An 18,108-nucleotide genomic window follows, 5' to 3' on the forward strand; every position below is an offset into this window, starting at 1 on the left:
TGCAATACCGTATTTACCGGGATATCCATTGCTCTCTAATTTATTTAGCACGTCATAGATGTGGACAATAGAAAATAGCATCATTGCGCATCACCCTGTAATGGCTCAGAGAGTCTAGCCAGCTCACAACTCTGCTTTCGCCTGATTACGCCCTGCATTGGAGCATGGTAGGCTCCGCGGATGTCTCTTTTTTGTATTCCTGCCGCAGGTCGTATGAAACGCAGACTCCCTTTTCAGGTGAAACTTTTTTTGTCTCTGGTGGCCTTTTCCTGCCTGTTATTAATTCTGCTGGGCGCGATCCTGTTTCATTTTATTGACCGGCAACTGCACCACGATCTCGGGCAGCGAGCGCGCGTTCAGGCCAGCGAAATTGCGCTAATGCCGGGGCTTGCAGAAAAAATCGCCGCCCGGGATATCGCCGGCATTGCCCGCTTAATTCAGCCGCTGCGCGCGCAAAGCGACGCCAGTTATATTGTCATTGGCGACGTCAACGAACAGCATCTCTACCATTCAGAGTCCCCGGAGCGTCTTAATTTACCCATGATCGGTGGGGATAATGCGGAAGTTTTACAGGGGAAAACCATTATTTCGGTGCGTAAAGGTGGGATAGGCGTTTCATTGCGCAGCAAATCCCCGGTCTTCAATGCCGATCATCAGGTCATCGGTATCGTCTCGGTAGGCTATCTCACGTCATATATCGCTAATATTAATGCCCGCATTCTCTGGCAGGCGGGATTATATGGCATCGCCCTTTTGCTTCTGTTGTTTCTCTTTTCCTGGATGTTTACCCGCAATCTCAAAAAACAGATGTTCCGGCTCGAGCCCAAAGACATTGCCCTGTTGGTCCGCCAACAAAAAGCGTTGCTTGAAGCTATGTATGAAGGCGTATTTGCGGTTAACGGCGAACGGCAGCTGATATTAATCAACCGTGCCGCCAGAGAATTACTGGATATTCACCAGTCGGAAAAAGAGCTCATCGGTAAACCGCTGGAGAATGTATTACAGACCTCTCCGGACTTTTTTTCTCAGCCTCCGGCCTCAAAAAGCAGCGACCGCCACGACCACATTGCCGTGCTCAATCAGCGCCAGGTGATCGTCAATCGCGTCGCCATTGAACTGGAGCCCGGCATTGAAAGCGGCTGGGTATTTAGTTTCCGCGATAAAAACGACATCAACACCCTCAGCAGTCAGTTAAGCCAGGTAAAACGCTACGCCGACAACTTGCGCATCATGCGCCATGAACAGTTGAACTGGACCGCAACGCTGGTGGGCCTGTTGCAGATGCAGCATTATGACGAAGCCATCCGCTATATTCAGGTGCAGTCAGAAGGGGCGCAGAAAGTGCTGGATTTTGTCTCGGCCCATTTCGCGTCTCCGGCACTGTGCGGACTGCTGTTGGGAAAATACGTCAGCGCACGAGAGAAAGGCATCGAACTCCAGTTTGACCCCGCCTGCCAGTTGACCCGCCCTCCGGCCATGCTCAGCGAAACAGAACTGATGTCTGTCATTGGTAACCTGGTGGACAATGCCGTCGATGCTACGCTTAAAGCCGCCAATTCCGCCGCACCCGTGGAACTGTATATTTCGGACAGAAATCAGGAACTGCTGATCGAGGTCGCCGACAGAGGTTGCGGGGTGGATGATGCGGCAAAACCCCATCTCTTCAGGCAGGGGTTCAGCAGTAAACCCGCAAACGAAGATGACATCATAGGATCAGAACACGGTATCGGCCTGTATCTGGCGGCAGGCTATATTAATAAGGCGGGCGGCAGCATCGAAATCACCAACAACATACCGCAAGGCACTATTTTTTCGGTGTTTATTCCCTACACACATTCCAGTTCAACAGGGCTAAAGCATGACAAATTCGCGGGCGCTTGATGTCGTCATTGTTGAGGACGAACCCCATCTCGCCGAACTCCATCGCGAGTATATCGAACAGCATTTTCATTTACGCGTTGTGGGTATCGCCACCACTCTCGAAGAGGCCCGCACTTTGATTAGCCGACATCGGCCGCGTCTGGTCCTGTTGGATAACTATTTGCCGGATGGTCAGGGCGTCGAACTCATCGACAGCCCATTGCTGAAAAGTTTTGAGTGTTCAGTGATTTTCATTACCGCGGCAAGCGACATGCAAACCTGCAGTCATGCGATGCGCAGTGGCGCGTTTGATTACCTCATTAAACCGGTATTCTTCCAGCGTCTGCGCGCATCACTGGAACGTTTTATGCTGCTGGTCAACGCCATGCGTCAGGTGAAGGTAGTCGATCAGCATGCCCTGGATCGGTTGTTCAACCTGCCCACTGGCGAGGTATCCCCCACTCCGTCCACCAAAGGGATTGAATCCAATACGCTGGAGCGCATTAAGCGCTTTTTTACCGACAACCCGGAAAACAACTGGTCGGTGGAAGAGGTGGTGGAAAACGTGGGGATCAGCAAAACCACCGGCCGTCGCTACCTGGAATATTGCGTGGAGGTGGGGTTTATCCGCGTCGAAATGCTGTATGGCAACATCGGCCATCCGAGGCGGCTGTATCTTAAAGCGCCTGGCACAGAATAAACGGCGACACAACGCGTCAGTCTGCCGATGATTTTTCGTGGTTTTAATGGTGTTAATTGTCTAAACAATGCCCATAATCACACTTCAGAAACGGAACCCTTGCCCCCCTATTGTCTGACTGACGACATACGCTATGTTGACCATTAGTTCCTCAAATGTAACTAAAAGGTTAATTATAATGTCGAACACATTCCGTATCTCTCTGATCGCTACTGCTGTGCTGATCTCTACTTCTGCAATGTCTGCATTACCGCAAGGCTACCCGGCTGACTATCAAAACGTCGTCGATGCTGCGACCAAAGAAGGCAAATTGGTGGTCTACTCCACTACCGATACCAAATCCGCCGCCCCGCTGATTAAGGGTTTCGAAGCCACTTATCCCGGCATTAAAGTTGAATACAACGATATGAACAGTACCGAACTGTACAACCGTTTTATCAGCGAACAGGCTTCCGGTAGCAGTAGCGGTGACGTGGTCTGGAGTTCATCGATGGATACCGCATTGAAGCTCGCCGCCGATTACGCGCAGGAATACACCTCCCCCGAGCAAAGCCAGTTGCCGAAATGGTCCATCTGGAATAATAAGGCGTATGGCACCACCTACGAGCCGGTGGTTTTCATCTATAACAAACGCCTGATCCCGGCAAATGAAGTTCCCGACTCCCACGCTGCGCTGGCGAAACTTGTCGCCAGCCAGGCAGACAAATTCAAAAGCAAAGTGACCACCTACGATGTTGAGAAATCCGGTGTTGGCTTTATGCTCTCTGTTCAGGATTCCAAAGCCGATCCGAACTACTTCAAAACGCTGGCAGAGGTCGCCAAAGGTGGCTTAGCGGTGCAGTCTTCCACCGGTACCATGATGGAAAGGGTCTCCTCGGGCGAAAACCTGATTGGTTACAATATCCTGGGTTCCTACTCTGAAGCGCGTGCTAAGACGGATCCCTCGTTAGGTATCTCGTATCCAAAGGATTACACCCTGGTCCTGTCACGCGTTTCCTTTATCAGTCAGCAGGCGCAAAACAGCAATGCCGCCAAACTGTGGCTGGACTATGTGTTGTCTGAAAAAGGGCAAAGTATTCTGGCGAATCAGGCTGATATCCCGTCAATTCGTAACGATATCGAAGGGGATAATGACATCAACGGGATGACCAAAATGCTCGGCCAGGCCCTGAAACCGATCCCGGTGGATGAAAGCCTGCTGGAATACCTGCAGCCGAAAAAACGTCTGGAATACATCAAATTGTGGCGCGAAGCCGCCGCCAAATAAGACCAACCTTCACAGAAGCGCGGCCCACCCGGCGCGCTTCGCTTCGCTTTCCTGATGTCGTTATTCTGGGTTTCGGAACCAGGGATACACTATGAATGCAATACACAGAAAGTGGCAAAGTCTGCCGCGTGGCGCGGTGGTACTGATAACGGCATTGGTTATCTATATTCCACTGTCGTTCATTATGATACAGAGTTTCTTGTCGGCCCCCTTCTTTTCCCCGACAAAAGCCTGGAGCCTTGAATCCTTTGGCTTCATTTTCACCGATCCTGATTTCTATAAAGCCCTCAAAAGCGGCTTTATTCTCGCCTTCGGCCTGGTGGCCATCGCTATTCCGCTCGGCGGCGTGCTGGCCTTTCTGATGGTACGCACCGATTTGCCCGGTCGACGTCTCATTGAACCGCTGATTCTGGTACCGATTTTTGTTTCTCCTATGGTGCTGGGATTTGGTTATGTGGTGGCGGCCGGACCGGTGGGATTCCTCTCTTTATGGGCGCAGTCGCTGATTGGCTTTGTGCCGTGGAATATCTACGACATGTCGAGCATCGTGGTGATTGCGGGTCTGACGCATGTCCCCCACGCCTATCTTTATATCTCCTCGGCATTGCGCAGCGTGGGTTCCGATGTTGAGGAAGCCGCGCGTATTACAGGCGCATCGCCGCTTCAGGTGATGACGTCAGTCAGTCTGCCGATGGTTCGCCCGTCGATTCTGTACGCGACCGTGCTACTGTTTTTCCTCGGGCTGGAAGTGTTTGGTCTGATGCTGGTGCTGGGCGATCCGGAAGGCAATATGGTGCTGGCGACCTATTTGTATCAATTGACCAATAAACTCGGCACGCCGTCTTATCACCTGATGGCCGCCGTGGCGGTGGTGTTGATTTGCATTACTGTTCCGTTGGTCATGCTACAGCGTCGCCTGATGCGCACCGCCAACCGCTTTGTCACCATGAAAGGCAAAGCCTCCCAGGCGCGCGCGTTACCCCTGGGGAAATGGCGCTGGGTTGCCGGTGGCGTCGTGGCGTTCTGGCTGACCGTGACCATCGGCGTTCCGTTGCTGGGGGTCGTGCTGCGCGCCTTTATCTCCAACTGGGGCGTTGGGGTATCCCTGTGGGATGAACTCTCACTCAGCACCTTCCGCACTATCTGGTCACAGCCCAACCTGCTGCGCGCCATTGTGAACTCCATGTCCATCGGCGTGGTTGGCGGCGCGCTGGCGGTTGCCTGTTATCTGTTTGTCGGCATCGCCATGCACCGTAAACCCGACAGCACCACCCGATTTTTGGATTACAGCGTACTGGTGCCACGCGCAGTACCCGGTCTTCTCGCGGGCCTGGCATTTCTGTGGGTGTTTCTGTTCCTGCCGATGTGGCTCGATAACGCCCTGAAATCCGGCTGGCTTTCCGGTATGCCGTGGTCGCAGTGGCTGCGCGATAACCTGATTGTCTGGCTTCGTGGGATTCGCAGTACCATTTTCAGCGTTTGGCTGGCGTATACCGTGGTGTGGATGGCATACGGGCTTCGACTGATCTCCTCAACCCTACTGCAAGTGGGGCCAGAGCTTGAAGAGGCCGCACGCAGCACCGGCGCCACACGCGGGCAAATTACCCGTCATGTGACGATCCCATTATCGCGCTACGGTCTTATCGGCTCGTGGCTACTGATGTTCCTGATCTTCGAGCGTGAATATTCAACCGGTGTATACCTGCTTTCGCCAGGCACGGAAACCATTGGCTCAATGCTGGTTTCTCTGTGGGCGGCGGGCGCGATTGATATCGTGGCGGCGCTCTCCTTTATTAACATCCTGCTGGTGGTGGTAGGTCTGGGTATTGCCCTTCGCTTTGGAGTCAAATTACATGATTGAATTATCGGTCGAGAACCTGCACTTAACTTACGGCGACAATCCGGTGTTAAAAGGGGTGTCCATGAACCTGAAGCGCGGCGAGGTTGTCTCTTTGCTCGGCCCTTCAGGCAGCGGCAAAACGACGTTGCTGCGGGCGGTCGCCGGGCTGGAAAAACCCACCCAGGGCGCAATTGTCATTGGTAAAAACAAAGTTTACGACGGCACGCCGCGCAGCGAGATCCCTGCTGAAGAGCGTAATCTTGGGCTGGTATTCCAGTCCTATGCGCTGTGGCCCCATAAGACCGTTTTTGAGAACGTGGCATATCCGTTGAAGCTTCGCAAAGTTGCCGCAAAAGAGATCACCCAGCGGGTTCAGGATGTCCTGGATCAGCTGGGTCTCGGTCATCTGGGTAAACGTCATCCGCATCAGCTTTCCGGTGGTCAACAGCAGCGTGTCGCCATTGGCCGGGCACTGGTCTACAACCCCCCCGTCATCCTGCTCGATGAACCGCTGTCGAATCTGGATGCCAAACTGCGGGAAGAGGCCCGCGTATTCCTGCGTGAACTGATCATCAATCTGGGCTTATCAGCGCTGATGGTGACGCACGACCAAAACGAAGCGATGTCCATTTCTGACCGGATCCTGCTGCTTAATAACGGCAAGATTGAACAGCAGGGTACGCCGCAGGAGATGTACGGTAACCCGAAAACGTTATTTACGGCGGAATTCATGGGCAGCAATAACCGCCTGCACGGCAAAATCACTGAACTCCGTGACGGCAGAGCGCGCATTGAAGGGTCCGACTGGACATTATGGGGACACGCGGGTGAAGGTGTGCAAGTGGGTCAACCCGGTACGGCGGTGATTCGTGTAGAGCGTGTCGCGTTAGTCGACGGTCCTGGCGAAAATCAGCTTGAGCTGCCTCTGCTCACCAGCATGTACCTTGGCGATCGCTGGGAATATCTTTTCCGCACCTCAGGGGATGATTTTGTCATCCGGGCCTATGGCAATGAGGTTCGCGATCCGCAGCACTGCCACCTGGCGTTGCCGGAAAAACATGTCTGGATCTTCCCGAAATCCTGATACCGCAAGGGAGCGGTATTTGCCGCTCCCTGACATTGCTGGCGATGGGGCACGTTTTTATTGAACGGGGATGTACCCGCACATAGACCAACAGGTACGACTTGATGCGGGTAGAGGCAGGTATGTAAATTGACCCATTTTAGCGCCATGCACTTTTTGAGATCACGACCACACAGCACACGGGTATTTATCGGCATTAATTTGCCGGAAGACGAGATCAGAGCGGCGTTTGCGCCGCCATCCGGCACGGTAATCCCCTCATCACTCGGTAATCACAAAGCGTGTCGCCGCAAGGCAATTCAAAATCCGGTGCACCAGAAACACCATCGTTAATGTTGCCACTAACGCGACGGTCACCGAGGTGATGCGGTACAGATCGCTGAACACCAGGTCCTGATCCGGGTGCAGGTTCTGACCGAACATAATGCCGATAGTGGTGATGCTGGCAAAGCCAACGCCTGCGCCGACTTTCTCCATCACATGCAGTCGGGCACTGAAGGCCAGCCCAAGACCGATAAGCGGCATCATCAGCACCATATGGTTACTGAAATCATAAATAAGCAACTGCACCAGCAGAATATAAAAGCAGGCCAGCACCACACCGACCACGCGCCAGACTGAGCTTATCACTGCGCCGCGATAGTGCATCGGAAAGAGGATCAAAATTCCCGCCATCAGCGCCGACAGGGAATCGCTCAGATCGCAAATCTGGAAAATCACAAAGATCATGGTTGCCACCGTACCAGAGAGCAGCGACTCATGACGAACCCGGGCGGCATCTTTCTCAATACGCGGCGGTGGCTGTCGCGGCTCTACATCCGGAATCAAATAGTGCAACAGCGCGCTCAGCGCCACCGCCATCACGCAAGCTTCCATATTGGAGAACACCAGCGTATGCCAGTTCGTGGTGGGATAGCTCATAAAATTGAGCATCGTGCTTTGACACACCACGCCCATCGAGCCGAGCAGAAACAGCGGTCCTTTACTCATAAAACGAAAACGCATCACATACAGTCCAAACACCACCAGCGTCATAATCAGCGGCCACTGTGAAAGATAGCCGACGATTAGTACCATTTCGACGCAGTTCACCGCTGCGCTGAAAACAAACTGTCTTGCGACATGGCGGTTGAATACCGGCACCAGCGACAGCAGCATCAGCGGATAAACCACAAAGAACACGCCGTACTGGACGTTGTAGAACGTCGAGATGCTCAGTGCTATCGTCCCGGCAACGGAGATGCGCAGGGTCTGGCGAAAATCATTGGGGGTGTAGACAATGTTCCCATGCGGGGTAAATGCATGGGCCAGCGTATTAATAGACATAGTGAAGCCAGCTTACCAGGTGGATCTGTGCCCCGGCAAAGGTGCGGGCAAACATCCCTTCGCTGTTGTAAAGCTGCACAGTAGCACGCGCGCCGGTCGGGAGCGGTGTATCGAGCGGTTCGTTCAGCGCTACGTGAATACGCATACGCTGAGCATCGCGCACCCAGCGGGTGGACTGTTCCGGCTGCGACAGCTGGCCGTTGACCTGTTCCTGGCCGGCCAGAATACCGGCATCCCTGCTGGCCACCCGCGCGGAGAAAACCTTGCCCGGCATGGCGTCAAAGACCACGTCTGCATCGGTATCTACGCGGGTATGGCGCAAGCTTTTCTCGCGAAAATCAGCCACTATATCCGTCTGGTGGCTGACCAGCGCTAACACCGGCGTAGCGGCGGTGGCGTAAAGTCCGGGGCTAAGCTGGAGGTTACTCACCGTACCGTCGGTCTCCGCATGCACTTTGCTCCAGTTGAGATTCAACTGAGCTTCTTCCAGCGCGTTACGATATTTTTGCAGCGTTACGTTGCGGTTGTTGTCGCGCTCACCACGCTGAATCAGCAGATTCTGGATACTGGCATTGAGTGCCGCAACCGACTGCTCGCTGGTCTGCCAGGTGGTGCGCACCTTGTCGAGATCCGACTGCGACACATTCTGCATGGTGCTTAATCGCTGATAGCGATCAAAGGTCGTCTTATCATTTCGGGCGGTGAATTGCGCAGTGCGCAGGTTGGCACGTGCAGAAGCGAGCTGCGCATCCAGCTGTTGGTTGCTCAGCTTCGCCTGCTCAAAAGCAATCTGCGCAGCCTCAACCTTATTGATAAACGGCGCTGGATCCAGCTCGTACAGCAGGTCACCCTTCTTCACCTGGCTATTGTTGTGCACATAAACCTGTGAGACATAGCCGGAAACGCGCGAGGAGACAGGCGTTACCACTCGCATCACCGTAGAGTCCGGCGTCAGCGGGATCCAGATATCGGCAACGATAAACCAGGCGAATATTACCAGGAAAGCGGCAATACTCACCCTTACCCAACGGGCAAATTTTTGTTCTGGGGTCATCATAGTTGATTGTCTTCTTCGCGGATTGTCCGCAAATTGGAGGCGATTTGATTTAACGTTGCGCTGAACGAAGCGAGCTCTACCTCAGGAATGGTGCAGGTGACACTATGTTGACAGGCCTCAATCACCCGGTTTAGTTCTTCCAGCTTTGAGCGACCTTGCGTGGTAAGCGTCAGCTGACGGATGCGTTTGTCATAAGGCGATGTTGAACGCACCAGATAGCCCTGTTTTTCCAGTTGCGTGAGGGTACGCATCAGCGGCGGCAGTTCAATACCCTGCGCTTCCGCCAGCTCACTGACCGAGACGTTGTCCCCCAACTGATGCAGTTGCATTAGAACCGTCCAGCTTGACTGTGTCAGGCCGGTACCGGTGATAGCACCATCAATAATGGCACGCCACTGGCGCACCACCATTGCCATGCGCATCCCCATCGGGCGGCGGGCAAAAAGTTCATCTTCAGTCATATTTCTTCCCCCTGATAGCAGGTTAGAAAATAATACTTATCAAGATAAGTATCAAGAAACAAAGTATCCCTAAGCATGAATCGATAAATTTAGTGAATACAAAAGAGGCTGGATGCGCTATCGCCCGGCCTCTGTAAATTGACAACGCATCACGCCACCTGAACGCGTCGCAGCCCCGGCAGGGAGCCGGGGTTTATCACGTCATAGCTGTGACGCAGCATCACCCAACTGGCGGAGGCAATCGTCTCTGGCCGATGGGCCACAAATATTTACGAAGAGGGGTTCTTTAGCATTCGTGACTTTCAGAAGGGGACAGCACACTTAACTTTTAAACGTCCGGAACTGATTGAGAAGATGAACGATATGATCGCTAAACACTATCCGGGAATGCTGGCTAATCCACGCTATCGTTGATTGGCGTTGAGAAAATTGACTTACACCAGCCGTTACATAAACTTTTTGGATATGTGGCTTTTAGTGAAGGGATTTACGTAATTCATTGAGTTTAATGGTGCGCCCTGCAGGATTCGAACCTGCGACCCACGGCTTAGAAGGCCGTTGCTCTATCCGACTGAGCTAAGGGCGCATTGTGAAGTTGTGACTTCATGCGGGTGAAACGCGTGAATTATACGGTCAGCACCTGCCGAGTCAATGGCTTTCGTTCTGGTTGCTGATGAAGTGTACGAATGTCTCTACTTTCTTGTCATTTCCAGGGTTCCAGGAAATCACCTGGTAAGATCTCAGCCCCTGTAAAGAGGGATTTAAGGATATAAAGTATTTTAAAATTAATAAATTTAATTAATATTTGGCCTACCCTCTCTGCTGTTTTGGATGTTTTCTATGCTGAGTGTCGCTATCAAGGAACAAAATAGTCACTTCGAACATGGTCTGAAAATCATTATTACCCGTCTGGCTGAACAGTGGCATCAGGAAATTCAGTTTCTCCCTGTCGGCTTTCTGGATACTGCGGAAATCGCCTTCGTATCACTTGATGAAGACTGGTTTAGTGCAGGTTGCTATCAGGTTCCGGTGCATACACGACATCAGCAAAGGATCATTATTTGCAACAAAAATGAAAAAGAAAAATTGATGTTCAGGCCCTGTCTCTACATGCTTCCGCATATTTATCGTGAAGATGATGTGGAGGAGATCACCCGCAAAATGGTCCTTATTCTGCAAAAACGCGCGCTCCGTCATCGTGTTCCCCCGGCAATCTGTCATTACTGTACTACTCGCCACTTTTCTATTTTAGAACGCCAGTTATTAAAACTTCTCGCTCAAGGCTATCCCTTAGCAGAAAGCGCAGAACGCCTCTCGCTGAGCGAACATCAAGCCAAATCTATTCGCCATCGCATTATGAAAAAACTGCATCTTAAAAACGACCAACAATTTCTGCACTACATTAGAGTCAATTTAGATTTTCTGCAGGAGTAGACACCTGGCCGTTTTTCTTAGCATGTTGCGAAATGTCTCATCAATAATTAAGTAGTCTCGCCTACAGATGCGCTTTTGATGCTGCCACACTAACGCACTGGAAATATTTCAATGTACTGAAATATTCAGGAGCCGGAGATATCCAGCGGCGTTGACTCTGTTTACAGGAGCTGCTTTGTGGCAAAGAGCCCGTCAATACAGGACAGTAATTTCGGCTATACTGCTTTTCCCACCAATACAGGTCGTGCCCTTCACTCCGAATTTAGGTTAAAGCTAGAACCGATTGTTAATCTGTCTTCTGCACAAACGTTCGGCTATGAAGTGTTAACACAACTTCATCCCCCCGGGAATGCTGAACATTTTTTTGGCGAACTTCCGCCTGAACGTCTGCTGGCGCATTTTTTCCAGCAACTCACCGCTATTGCGCATTATCCCCAGGACCGTTGGTATTTCCTTAATCTCCCGATGAATGCGCTGCTGCATTGGGATTTGTTTAATTTGGCAATGGCACTCTACCCGCCGAATGTGATTATTGAAATCCAGGACCCGGAAACATTTTTCACCCTCAATTTGTCACAACGATCTCTGCTATATGAAAAAGTTCAGCATATTGAAGCAAATGGTATCCCGGTGTGGCTGGATGATGTCGATGAGTCATTAATCGCAACATTTGCTGCCGCAAACTGGCGTCTGAGCGGCATAAAACTGGATAAGAATGCGTTCTGGGCGCTGAGCGCATCCCCTCATAAACTGCATCAGGTTGTCCTTATGGGGTATAACATTGCAACGGCTGTACTGATTGAAGGTATTGAAAATCATCAGCAAAAGGAAATTGCCTATCGCTCTGGCGCAGACCTGGGTCAGGGATATTTATGGCCAGCGCTTTTGCCGGATAGAAAGTAAAAAACGGAAAAAGAAAGGATGCGCAGAGAACGGCATCGTCGTTTAAGGAACGCCAGTTGCACACGCAATCCCTCCCGGACAACACAACAGGTCGTTGACCAGATTGAATATCTGGATCAAAGACTCAATTATGCGTTGCCGGACAGCGCCTTCTCACAAGCGATTGTGACGACCGATCGCTATCTGGGCTATACGCTCAACCGCTATCTCTTTTCCGGTAAACGCACTGCAGTATTCAGCACGCTCGATTCCCCTTCGCTTAGACCTGAAGGATCACACCTTCGCCAACTGGTGATCGATATGGAAGGGCTGGCGATTTCCTGCTATGAAACGCTCGAGCGTTTACGCCTGCTTATTCGCGAGCGAAACGAGATTCACATCTATCTTCTGGTTTCTGGCAAAGACGCCAGCCTGGTTCAGTTTATGCGAATGGCCGGGAATTTTCAGATCCTGCCCCGCCGTCAGGATCTCCCCTCTCTGCGCAAGGCATTATTATCCCCGCCAGAAGGTTCTCTCCAGCCAGACATCTTCAGCCACACCGACTGGGCGATAATTTCGGCCTTATCGCAAGGTGTTACATTAAAGACAATCGCCCGTTTGCAAAATACGCCATACCATCGGGTAATCTATCGAATTAATCGCCTGACGGCACGGCTAGAACTTCCCCATCGCCAAAGTTTACTGCATCTGATTCATCGTCTCAGCATTACTTCTCTTCACTTAATTTAACACCCTAAGCCACTATGCCGTAAGAATTTTTAAGAAATTACTTATTTTACATACGGACTAAATGTAAATTTTTCACAAAAAATTAATATTTACAACTATTCCTGGTATTCTCCTACGCCAGCAATATTCGAAAAACGCTTAATTTATAGGGGTTTTTTATTTTACCTTCTGAAAAAACAGCATAATCACACATAACACACGTTAAACAATTGGTTTTTTGTTTTGTTTTTTACATTTAAAAAAACACTTTAACCCACGATAAGGCAAACCTTAAGACAATAATTCCAGCGACTGTTAAGCTGCCTAAATCGTGCAGAATATTGTAACTGACTGGGGCGATGACCGTTCTATAAGCCTTTTCCGAAAAAACAGACCAGGTATAATCATTCCTGTTCTTTGGTTAAAAATTAAATTTCTTTTGTTGGTGCGAAATGGATATTCCACACACTCATTGCTCTTACGCAAAATAGCCAGCTAACAGGGATGTCATTGCATTTGCCATGATCTTATTTCATGGGGAGAGTTTCTGGCTATTTGACAATATCTACGACGTCCCATTTACCTACAAATGCAAGACGCACGAACAGTCTGAGGCATACAACAATGAAACCAGCATCCGTTATTATTATGGACGAGCACCCTATTGTCAGAATGTCGATAGAAGTGCTTCTCGAAAAAAATAACAATATCCAGGTTGTCCTGAAAACCGATGACAATCGCACAGCGATCGATTATCTGCGCACTTACCCCGTGGATCTCGTTATTCTGGACATCGAACTGCCTGGTACGGACGGCTTTACGCTGCTAAAGAGGATCAAATCGATACAGGAAAACACGCGGGTTTTGTTTTTATCGTCAAAATCGGAGTCTTTTTATGCAGGTCGGGCAATCCGGGCTGGCGCGAATGGTTTTGTCAGCAAAAGAAAAGATCTGAACGACATTTATAATGCGGTAAAAATGATCCTCGCGGGATATTCCTTTTTCCCTTCGGATACACTTAATTTCATCAGCAATATTAACATGCGAAAAGGAGAGCTAAATGATATGCCGCTCTCAAACCGAGAGGTCACGGTTTTACGTTATCTGGCAAACGGATTATCAAATAAAGAAATCGCCGAGCAGCTCTTACTCAGCAACAAAACCATCAGCGCTCACAAAGCCAACATTTTTTCTAAGCTCGGTCTGAACACGATAGTGGAGCTTATTGATTACGCGAAAGTACACGAACTCTTGTAATGACACTCCCGGCGAGACATCGTTCGGGAGTGCTGAGAACGCGTTACCTCAGTTGTAGTTAATCATAAATGTCGCATCTGCCTTTGCCCTGCCTGGCTGAACGCCGTCGGCTAATGCGATGTAATTGGCAAAAAAGGTCAGCGTCGCATTGCCGTTTTCATCAATACTGACGGGCTGACTGGCTTGCTCAAGCGGCAGCCGGGCTCTACCGCTGTCGCGAATTTCAATCGCCACCTTCTGCGCCATCACCGCATCGTCCAGAGCCAACAGCGACGTTCCCGGCGCGGGCGTTCCAGAAAACGTCATTGAGGCGGAACCGGGCGGACAACCTTCCAGTTTTAAGCTAAAGGGGACCGGCTGTGTCGTGTCCCCCGTTGTGCGCAGCTGTTTCGTCGGCCAGCTGCCGAGCTCAACCGTTTTATTGCTGTCACCGGCAATGACCGCGCAGGTAAAATCCACCACATTCCCGCGCAGTTCAATGTTGATCTCCCCCAGCGATGACTCTGCCAGGCAAAACGGACTGATCAGCGCGCTACACACCATGACACAAAAGAGCCGGATCATCATGCGTTCTCCTTAGTCATAATCCACGCGCAGATACCCTCGCGCGGTGAAGGGACCTTCCGTGGGCTTACTTCCGGTCACGCTCACTGGCCACGCGCGGATCCCGACATTCGCCTGAGCATTATCATCAAGGCGAAACGGAATTTTGCTCGCCAGATCGTTGGGGGTCAGCGGTACGCCGCTGCCATCCGACACGATAAACCCTAAGTCAGGATTATCAGAGACCATCGCTTTCCCCGACACTTTCTCCGCTTCCAGGCGCATGGATAAATAGGCTTGCGCCGCCACATTGGTGCATTTAATGGCGATCGTTTTCGTTTGCGGCGTGATCCCCTCCGGACGATTCCCCGCACCCGCTTTGCTAAACAACGCCGCGCCAATATCGCCGAAATCAAACTCCACCACTTCTCCGGCATTCACTTTGCAGCTTTGCGGCACTTCCACTTTGCCGCTGTAGCTGATGGTGTAAACCGGCGTACTCAGCGCATCGCCGTTGCTGGTCGTCACATAGACCGTGAACATGGTCTGACGGGGAATCGGCACCATATTGATAAAGGGACGAATCACCTTCAGTTTGAAGATAAGCTTTGAATCCATCACCCCAAAAGGTTTCTGTTTTGAAACGTTAGGATGCGTCCCCATACGGATATAGCTGCGGGGCGGATAAAACAGCCCCGCATAGCTGTCTGTAATACTCATGGCCCCCAGCAGGTAGTCATTGAGTTTCAGATACTGAAATCCGCCTTCCGTGCTTTGTACAGGGAGTTCGCTCACATAGCTGCGGTAGGTATAGTTCACCGTGGTCCCGGCAGGACAGGTGGCATTCACGCCAACCCAACCTGACTTTTCCGGTAGCGTCACCACTTGCCCCACCTGGTTATTACTGCTGGTAAAGACATTCGACAGATCGTAAAAAACATCTGTCGGCGTACCGTTTGAGTTATAACAAACCGTCGCCAATGCCGGGTTTGCCAGCAACAACGCCGCGCCACCCAGCAGTAATCCTGTATGTCGTTTCATCTTCTTTTTCCTTTCATGGCGACGGGCGTTCACAGGTCGCATTGCTCAGCGTGACCGCTTGTTTCAGGCTCTCTTCCGGTAAGGCGTAGTGCGCCACGCAGCGTGAGTTTGCCCCCTCCCCCCATTGAATAAGCAGGTCACCGCTCAGCGGTAATCCGCTCAGGTAGATTTGCCCGTCGTCGCCGACCATGCTGGTAACGCCACTGGCGGTCTCACGGACAACGGAGCCAAATGGAACAGGCCGGTCCCCCTGTTTCACCGTGATCATCGCGCGTACGCCAATGCGCGTTTCAAACGCCGCACGGACCAGCGCCCCTTGCGTCGGTACCACGCTGCTGACGTTGTTTTCCACGTCGGTGTGGTTATTCATGGAGTTAGTATCCAGCGCCACACGGTTATAGCGGTACACCGTGGCATAGGGCATCACCGCGTAGCCACGCCAGTCGGTCTGTATCCCGGTCTGGTTTTCGATGTGCACCCCTTCCGCCCCTGGCGCTTTAATCAGTACGTTGGTGTCGCCCAGTGGCTGACTGAGGGTAATGCCGTCGGCATGCCCGACCATGCCGCCAGAAAGCTGCCAGTTGTAATCATGCTGGTCGCGATCGTAGTTGTAGCCCACCCCGAGCGTGCCATAAGCGGCTTGCCAGTTCGCACTGGCGCTACCGCTGTAACCGTTGGTGCTGCTGCGTCCCTGGTTCACGCTGTAGCTCAGGTTGCGTCCCTCCAGCAATGTACCGCCGACACCGGTTTGCCAGCTGTTCTGTCCATCGCTGTTGCGACTGCCGTTGAAGGTGGCGTAGGTACGATCCAGCGCGTTATCACGCGAGTAACGCCGTCCGGTGAGGACGCTAAACGGAACAGACATGTTGAACGCCAGAATACGGTCGGTGCCGGAAATGCCGACGGATTCGTTCCACGACCACGAGAGGGAATAGCTTATTCCCTGCCAGCCACTGGCATAGCCAAGCTGATACCAGCTGTTGGCTTCCGACGTATTCCAGTAAGTTTGCTGGCTGCCAGAAACATACAGCGAGCCGTAATCCCCCAGATTCTGTGAAATATTGACCTGAAAACGCCCTTTTTTGCTGTAGCTCAGATTGTGATAGCTCTGCACCACCGGCACTTCATGGCGATTGCCTTCACTGTCATATTCATATTCGTAACCTTCCATGCTGCGGTACGCCACATCATCAAGGGTGTAAAACCCCCGGGTGGAATAGCGATAGCCCAGCAACTGGAAGTTCGTGCCGAAATTATTGAGCGATTTGGCGTACAGAAAACGCAGCGACTGCCCTTCGTGCGTACTGTCATCCGCCAGTTGGCTGCGCGCATGGGTGACGTCGACAGACACTGCCCCCCAGTCGCCCAGATTTCGCCCGGCGCCCAGCACCATGGCGCTATAGCGCGACGCCAGCTGCGTCCCGCCATAGGCGGTGAAACCTTCTGGCAACCCGGCGATGACGGTGCCCTGAAAAAAGAACGGCGACGATTGCTGGCTATTGCCGCTACGATAATCCCCGGCCACCAGATCATATTTGATTCGCCCTTCACGCTGCAGAAGCGGCACGGTGGAATACGGCACGGTGTAGCGCTGCTGACTGCCGTCTTTTTCATCTACCGTCACCTCAAGGTCGCCGCTTGAAGAGGTCGGGTTAAGGTCGGTAATGGCAAACGCGCCTGGCGAAACATAACTCTGATAAATCACGTACCCATTCTGGCGAATGGTCAGTTTTGCGGGCGTGCGGGCGATCCCTCTGACAGTCGGGGCGTAACCTTGCAGGCTATCGGGATACATATTGTCGGAAGAGTAGAGCCGCGCCCCGCGAAAGCCCACGCTGTCGAACACGTCGTTGCCCGTATTGCTGTCGCCCATCACCAGTTCTCCCTTGAGGGGAATGATGGCGCGTTGCAGCCAGGTGCCGATGTTTTTCCAGCTCTGTGAGTGGTATCCGTCGCCTTTGTTGTAACTCCATGCGCCGTTATTGCGCAGCCGCCAGGGACCGTAATTGAGACCGCTCATCAGGCTTAAAAAATAGCTGTCGCTGTCGTTTCCGCGGCTGCCGGTAAAGCTGTAGTTGATCAACGCCGCGGGGATACCCTCATCCCACTCTTCCGGTGGGATGTATCCGCGCGCGCTATTGAGCATTGATGCCTGCGGCAGGCTCACGTTGAGTCGCAGGGTAGCAAAATCGAAGGCGATTTCCGTGCCCGGTATCGCCTCCGGTAAATTGATGCAGGCGTTGTCCTTTTCCTGACTCAACGCAGGAAACGCGGCGGTGTTAATCCCCAGGCGCTTAACCCACTCCAGGTTAAAGCAGGGCATTAACCCTCCCGACTTTTCACCGGTCTTCACCGTTGTCGTTTCAAAGCGAATATCCTGGGTGGCGACAAATTCGTCATTGCGCCAGATATCGACACGGTAAACGCCGGGAGGCTGATGATTGCCTTTCTCAAAGCGTGACAAATCCGCCACGGATGCCGCATCCGATGATAAAAAAGCCGGGTTAAAGTAACTTTCCCCCTGACTTAAGGAGGGATAGAGTGCCGCCAGCGTCGACAGCGCCACCCCCGTCAGATGTGGCGTAAACCCCGGAAGCAGGCCGGGAATATACGTTTTCTTCTTCATC

15 protein-coding genes, 1 tRNA gene and 1 pseudogene are annotated in these 18,108 nt (G+C 52.0%); 10 read left to right on the forward strand and 7 right to left on the reverse strand.

Annotated elements, in window-relative coordinates; translation table 11 throughout:
- Positions 1–213 precede the first annotated feature (213 nt).
- From AC07UY_RS03235 to AC07UY_RS03255, 5 genes are all read left to right on the forward strand, one after another.
- Positions 214–1,881: an ATP-binding protein gene (locus AC07UY_RS03235; RefSeq protein ID WP_494700750.1), complete on the forward strand. Its 1,668-nt coding sequence runs from the start codon at positions 214–216 to the stop codon at positions 1,879–1,881.
- Positions 1,859–2,560 carry a response regulator gene (locus tag AC07UY_RS03240; RefSeq protein WP_494659290.1) on the forward strand — a complete coding sequence of 234 codons (702 nt, stop codon included), beginning with the start codon at positions 1,859–1,861 and terminating at the stop codon, positions 2,558–2,560. Before AC07UY_RS03235 ends, AC07UY_RS03240 begins: the two co-directional genes overlap by 23 nt.
- Before the next feature lie 178 nt (positions 2,561–2,738).
- The gene (locus AC07UY_RS03245; protein ID WP_494700749.1) at positions 2,739–3,827 is read left to right on the forward strand and encodes an ABC transporter substrate-binding protein; all 1,089 of its coding nucleotides are present in this window, start codon (positions 2,739–2,741) and stop codon (positions 3,825–3,827) included.
- A 91-nt stretch (positions 3,828–3,918) separates the two neighbouring features.
- Complete coding sequence (locus tag AC07UY_RS03250) at positions 3,919–5,688, forward strand: ABC transporter permease (protein WP_494659288.1); 1,770 nt, start codon at positions 3,919–3,921, stop codon at positions 5,686–5,688.
- On the forward strand, positions 5,681–6,751 hold the full coding sequence (locus tag AC07UY_RS03255; protein WP_494700748.1) for an ABC transporter ATP-binding protein: 1,071 nt from the start codon (positions 5,681–5,683) through the stop codon (positions 6,749–6,751). Before AC07UY_RS03250 ends, AC07UY_RS03255 begins: the two co-directional genes overlap by 8 nt.
- A 261-nt stretch (positions 6,752–7,012) precedes the next feature.
- Here AC07UY_RS03255 and AC07UY_RS03260 read toward each other — a convergent pair whose 3' ends face one another.
- The 3 genes from AC07UY_RS03260 to AC07UY_RS03270 are packed head-to-tail and all read right to left on the reverse strand — an operon-like array spanning position 7,013 to position 9,595.
- Positions 7,013–8,077: a DUF2955 domain-containing protein gene (locus tag AC07UY_RS03260; RefSeq protein WP_276292507.1), complete on the reverse strand. Its 1,065-nt coding sequence runs from the start codon at positions 8,075–8,077 to the stop codon at positions 7,013–7,015.
- A complete protein-coding gene (locus AC07UY_RS03265) occupies positions 8,067–9,134 on the reverse strand; it encodes an HlyD family secretion protein (protein WP_276292508.1) in 1,068 nt (355 codons plus the stop codon). Before AC07UY_RS03265 ends, AC07UY_RS03260 begins: the two co-directional genes overlap by 11 nt.
- Positions 9,131–9,595 carry a MarR family transcriptional regulator gene (locus tag AC07UY_RS03270; protein WP_494659287.1) on the reverse strand — a complete coding sequence of 155 codons (465 nt, stop codon included), beginning with the start codon at positions 9,593–9,595 and terminating at the stop codon, positions 9,131–9,133. Before AC07UY_RS03270 ends, AC07UY_RS03265 begins: the two co-directional genes overlap by 4 nt.
- 264 nt (positions 9,596–9,859) lie before the next feature.
- Here AC07UY_RS03270 and AC07UY_RS03275 point away from each other — a divergent pair.
- Positions 9,860–10,009: pseudogene (locus tag AC07UY_RS03275) on the forward strand (DUF4942 domain-containing protein); the annotation flags it as partial.
- 95 nt (positions 10,010–10,104) lie between these two features.
- On the opposite strand, the gene AC07UY_RS03280 reads toward AC07UY_RS03275, so the two are convergent.
- Positions 10,105–10,181 (reverse strand) — tRNA-Arg (locus AC07UY_RS03280).
- Positions 10,182–10,435: 254 nt separating this feature from the next.
- Here AC07UY_RS03280 and fimW point away from each other — a divergent pair.
- From fimW to fimZ, 4 genes are all read left to right on the forward strand, one after another.
- Entirely contained in the window at positions 10,436–11,029 is a 594-nt protein-coding gene (gene fimW, locus AC07UY_RS03285; RefSeq protein ID WP_494659548.1) for a fimbria biosynthesis transcriptional regulator FimW, read from the forward strand.
- A gap of 177 nt (positions 11,030–11,206) precedes the next feature.
- The gene (locus tag AC07UY_RS03290) at positions 11,207–11,932 is read left to right on the forward strand and encodes an EAL domain-containing protein (protein WP_494700747.1); all 726 of its coding nucleotides are present in this window, start codon (positions 11,207–11,209) and stop codon (positions 11,930–11,932) included.
- An 18-nt stretch (positions 11,933–11,950) separates the two neighbouring features.
- Positions 11,951–12,661 (forward strand): fimbria biosynthesis regulator FimY, encoded by a 711-nt coding sequence (fimY, locus tag AC07UY_RS03295; protein WP_494700746.1) that lies wholly within the window; start codon positions 11,951–11,953, stop codon positions 12,659–12,661.
- 603 nt (positions 12,662–13,264) lie between these two features.
- Positions 13,265–13,897: a fimbria biosynthesis transcriptional regulator FimZ gene (fimZ, locus tag AC07UY_RS03300; protein WP_203358593.1), complete on the forward strand. Its 633-nt coding sequence runs from the start codon at positions 13,265–13,267 to the stop codon at positions 13,895–13,897.
- 48 nt (positions 13,898–13,945) lie between these two features.
- Here the strand turns inward: fimZ and sfmF are convergent, their stop codons facing one another.
- The 3 genes from sfmF to AC07UY_RS03315 are packed head-to-tail and all read right to left on the reverse strand — an operon-like array spanning position 13,946 to position 18,107.
- Positions 13,946–14,464, reverse strand: coding sequence for a fimbria assembly protein (gene sfmF, locus AC07UY_RS03305; protein ID WP_494700745.1), 519 nt, complete (start codon positions 14,462–14,464; stop codon positions 13,946–13,948).
- A gap of 9 nt (positions 14,465–14,473) precedes the next feature.
- Positions 14,474–15,481, reverse strand: coding sequence for a type 1 fimbria D-mannose specific adhesin FimH (fimH, locus tag AC07UY_RS03310; protein WP_203358595.1), 1,008 nt, complete (start codon positions 15,479–15,481; stop codon positions 14,474–14,476).
- A gap of 13 nt (positions 15,482–15,494) precedes the next feature.
- The gene (locus AC07UY_RS03315; protein WP_494700800.1) at positions 15,495–18,107 is read right to left on the reverse strand and encodes a fimbrial biogenesis usher protein; all 2,613 of its coding nucleotides are present in this window, start codon (positions 18,105–18,107) and stop codon (positions 15,495–15,497) included.
- Position 18,108: the final 1 nt, after the last annotated feature.

The organism is Citrobacter sp. GW821-FHT02E08 (assembly GCF_059421685.1).